Annotated in this window: 4 protein-coding genes; all 4 read left to right on the plus strand. The window is 32.9% G+C overall.

Annotation, left to right across the window (positions count from 1 at the left end; all coding sequences use genetic code 11):
• Positions 1-178 precede the first annotated feature (178 nt).
• The 4 genes from DXA70_RS13475 to DXA70_RS13490 all read left to right on the plus strand — a co-directional run bounded on the left by DXA70_RS13475 (position 179) and on the right by DXA70_RS13490 (position 2,956).
• The gene (locus DXA70_RS13475) at positions 179-1,246 is read left to right on the plus strand and encodes a glycosyltransferase family 2 protein (protein ID WP_128118756.1); all 1,068 of its coding nucleotides are present in this window, start codon (positions 179-181) and stop codon (positions 1,244-1,246) included.
• Positions 1,247-1,253: 7 nt separating this feature from the next.
• Complete coding sequence (locus DXA70_RS13480; protein WP_128118757.1) at positions 1,254-2,054, plus strand: glycosyltransferase; 801 nt, start codon at positions 1,254-1,256, stop codon at positions 2,052-2,054.
• Positions 2,055-2,159: 105 nt separating this feature from the next.
• On the plus strand, positions 2,160-2,453 hold the full coding sequence (locus DXA70_RS13845; protein ID WP_128118758.1) for a hypothetical protein: 294 nt from the start codon (positions 2,160-2,162) through the stop codon (positions 2,451-2,453).
• A complete protein-coding gene (locus tag DXA70_RS13490) occupies positions 2,402-2,956 on the plus strand; it encodes a hypothetical protein (RefSeq protein ID WP_128118759.1) in 555 nt (184 codons plus the stop codon). The genes DXA70_RS13845 and DXA70_RS13490 overlap by 52 nt, the downstream gene beginning before the upstream one ends.
• The last annotated feature ends 90 nt before the right edge of the window (positions 2,957-3,046 follow it).

The raw sequence follows: 3,046 nt of genomic DNA on the forward strand, positions 1-3,046 counted from the left end.
TATGATGAGTCACTGGAAGCATATGATCAATTTAGATTAGATAACAAATATCTTAATAAAATTTAGATTAGATAACAAATATCTTAATAAAATAATAGAGGAAAGCAATCCTGATCTTATCATTCCACTCGATGCAGATGAATTCATTATTTCTGATCATAAAGATCCAAGAAAGGAAATGGAAAAGTTATCCTTAGATAAAATCTATTATGTTAATTGGCAATGGTATGTAATGACAGAAAAAGATGATCCCAAAGAAACATTTATACCACGAAGACTGAAATATTGCTTAAAAAGAACAGTGTGGAACTATTCAGATGGAACACCTGTGACGAAAGTTATTTTGCCAGCGCGATATTTTAAAGAAAAAAAATTAACCATGTCCATGGGACATCACACGGTGTATGGGGATAAGAGCATAGCAATCGAAGAAATAAATAACATTAAACTTGCACACTATAGAGCAATCAGTGAGGAACAACTAGTTTATAAAACCTGCTGCTACACGATGCGTGACATTGCAACAATGGGAAATAACATTGAAACAGCGCAGCGAACAAATCAGTTAGCAAAAATTGAAAGTGGGATAAGTATGCACGATGCGGCGATAGAAGCATCTTATGCGGGATATCCTAAGGAAATTACGGAAAACCAGATTGATTTATCATTCTGCGAACCTGGCTCCTTGACGATTAAATATTCGGAATTATCAAGTGAGAGCATTGCAGAACGAATTATGCGAACGGGTCAAGAAATGGCTATACGATCGTATAATTTAGAGCGAAAAATAAAAGAGTATATGTGGCTGGAGCCAATCGTCTTGTGGTTGGATGGCATTAGGAAAACAGATGTCTTTTTACCAGATCCATCTAATGAGAGTACTTTTTTGGTAGCAAAATATAATGTTCGCGCATATCTAACTATGCAAGAAGAAATTAAATTTTTAAAATGTAATTATCGGTTACTTGTAAATCCGGAACAAGTGAAATTTATACCACATCAGTTTATTGTGGTTCCTAGTACATGTGATGTTGAAGACGTGCGAATGAAACTACATGACAGTGGCTTTTCAACTGACATGGTTATATCAGTTAGCGAGTACAGAAAAAAATTGGGACTGATTAAATGTTTCTATTCGGATTTACTTTTGATTCCGGGAATGATAGTACGAATTAAAAAGTATATTGGCCGCAATGGGATAAATGGAACAATAAAGAAAATAAGGGAACGATTGAAGAAAGGGTGATGTAAGAATGATATGTTATGTTATTCTACATTATAAAAATATAGACGATACGATTAAATGCGTTAAGTCTTTGAAAAATACTACTGATTATAGTAGCCGATATATAATTGTTGATAATGGATCAGGCGATGGGAGCGGAGAAAAATTAAGACAATTATACAGCAACGATGCACAGTGTGATGTTCTCCTCTTGCCGAAAAATCTTGGATTTTCCAAGGGAAATAATGAGGGTTATCAATATGCAAAACAGAAATATAATCCAGATTATATTGTGATATCAAACAATGATGTTGTTTTCTTTCAAAAAGATTTTGAAAGAAAAATAATGCAAATTTATAAAGAAACACATTTTGATATATTAGGACCAGATATTTATGTTCCAAGGCATGGGGATCATCAAAGTCCAATGTTCAAAAAACCTATTAGTATATCTCAACTGGAAAATGAAATTAAAGAGTATCAATATTATCAGGAAAACCCTATTGAATTTTCAAGACGTTTGAAATTACATGCTTTTAAAAACATGTTATGCTCAAAATCAAAATGGATCAACCATTTGTATTCAAAATTACGAGGAAAAGATATTTTGGATTACAGGAAAAGATATATTGATGTTGGGCTACAGGGTGCGTGCCTAATTATGTCAAGAGACTTTATTTGTAATGAAAACAAGGCTTTTGATCCAGAACCGTTTTTGTATGAAGAAGAAGTGTTTCTATTCTATAGATGCAAAAAGAAAGGCTATAGAATGGTTTATGACCCTTCTATAGCAATCCGCCATGAAGAGGCTGCATCTTTTCAAATATGAAAAAGAATAAGTTGGAAAAGATTGGTTTTATGCTAGACCATCATGTCAAAGCAAGAAAGATGCTACTCGATTATTTAAAAAGTAGTAAGGAGTAAAAGCAAAACTATGAATAAAATTCCTAAAATAATTCACTACTGCTGGTTTGGAAAAGGCGAAATGCCAAAAGCCTTGAAAGAATGCATGAAGTCGTGGGAAATATTAAAACAAGCAGGATACGAAATTAAGCGATGGGATGAGTCAAATTGCTCATTTGACGAGAATGATTTCGTTAGAAAATGCTTTGCCGAAAAAAAATGGGGATACATAGGAGATTACTATAGAGCAAAGGCATTATACGAAATAGGGGGGTGTACCTGGACACCGATGTTATTATACAGAAACCGTTCGATGAACTTTTAAATCAAGAAGCCTTTATAGGCTTTTCATGTGATTGTGCGCTCTGTACTGCGGTTGTAGGAGCACAAAAAGGTTCTCCCTTCATTAAAGGTATTTTAGAAATGTATGACACTGGAAAATTTTATACGGAAGCATCATTTAAAAATGGAAAAACGCAAACAGAGTATTGTGATGGAAAATGGGCTCCATCAAATGAATATTGGACGTGGTATACAATATGTACATATCCGAATTTCGTATTAAATAATAAAATGCAAAGACTTGTGAATGTAACGGTATATCCAAAACAATATTTTGAATTGGGAAGCTTGACTGGATCGTACTACTGTAGACATACAAACTATAATTCCTGGAGAGAACAAAACACATCAAAAAATGTGTTGAAAAAAATCAAACGGAATTTAGAAAGAAACACATTCTGTTGGATTGTTATTCGGACATTAATAAATAAAAGGGGAGAAAAATATACTTCCTTTTATAAATATAGGAAAAATAAAAATGAGTAGTATAAATATTTCTGTGGCTATACTTCCTTTTATAAATATAGGAAAAATAAAAATGAGTAGTATAAATATTTCTGTGGCTATGGCTACATA

This window comes from Faecalibacterium sp. OF04-11AC, assembly GCF_003460645.1.
Classification (GTDB): Bacteria; Bacillota; Clostridia; order Oscillospirales; family Ruminococcaceae; genus Faecalibacterium; species Faecalibacterium prausnitzii_I.

Bases quoted from the DNA above. Each gene is read 5' to 3' on its own strand.
- DXA70_RS13475 (WP_128118756.1), top strand. From the start codon at position 179: ATGGAAAAGTTATCCTTAGATAAAATCTATTATGTTAATTGGCAATGG.
- DXA70_RS13845 (WP_128118758.1), top strand. From the start codon at position 2,160: ATGAATAAAATTCCTAAAATAATTCACTACTGCTGGTTTGGAAAAGGC.
- DXA70_RS13480 (WP_128118757.1), top strand. From the start codon at position 1,254: ATGATATGTTATGTTATTCTACATTATAAAAATATAGACGATACGATT.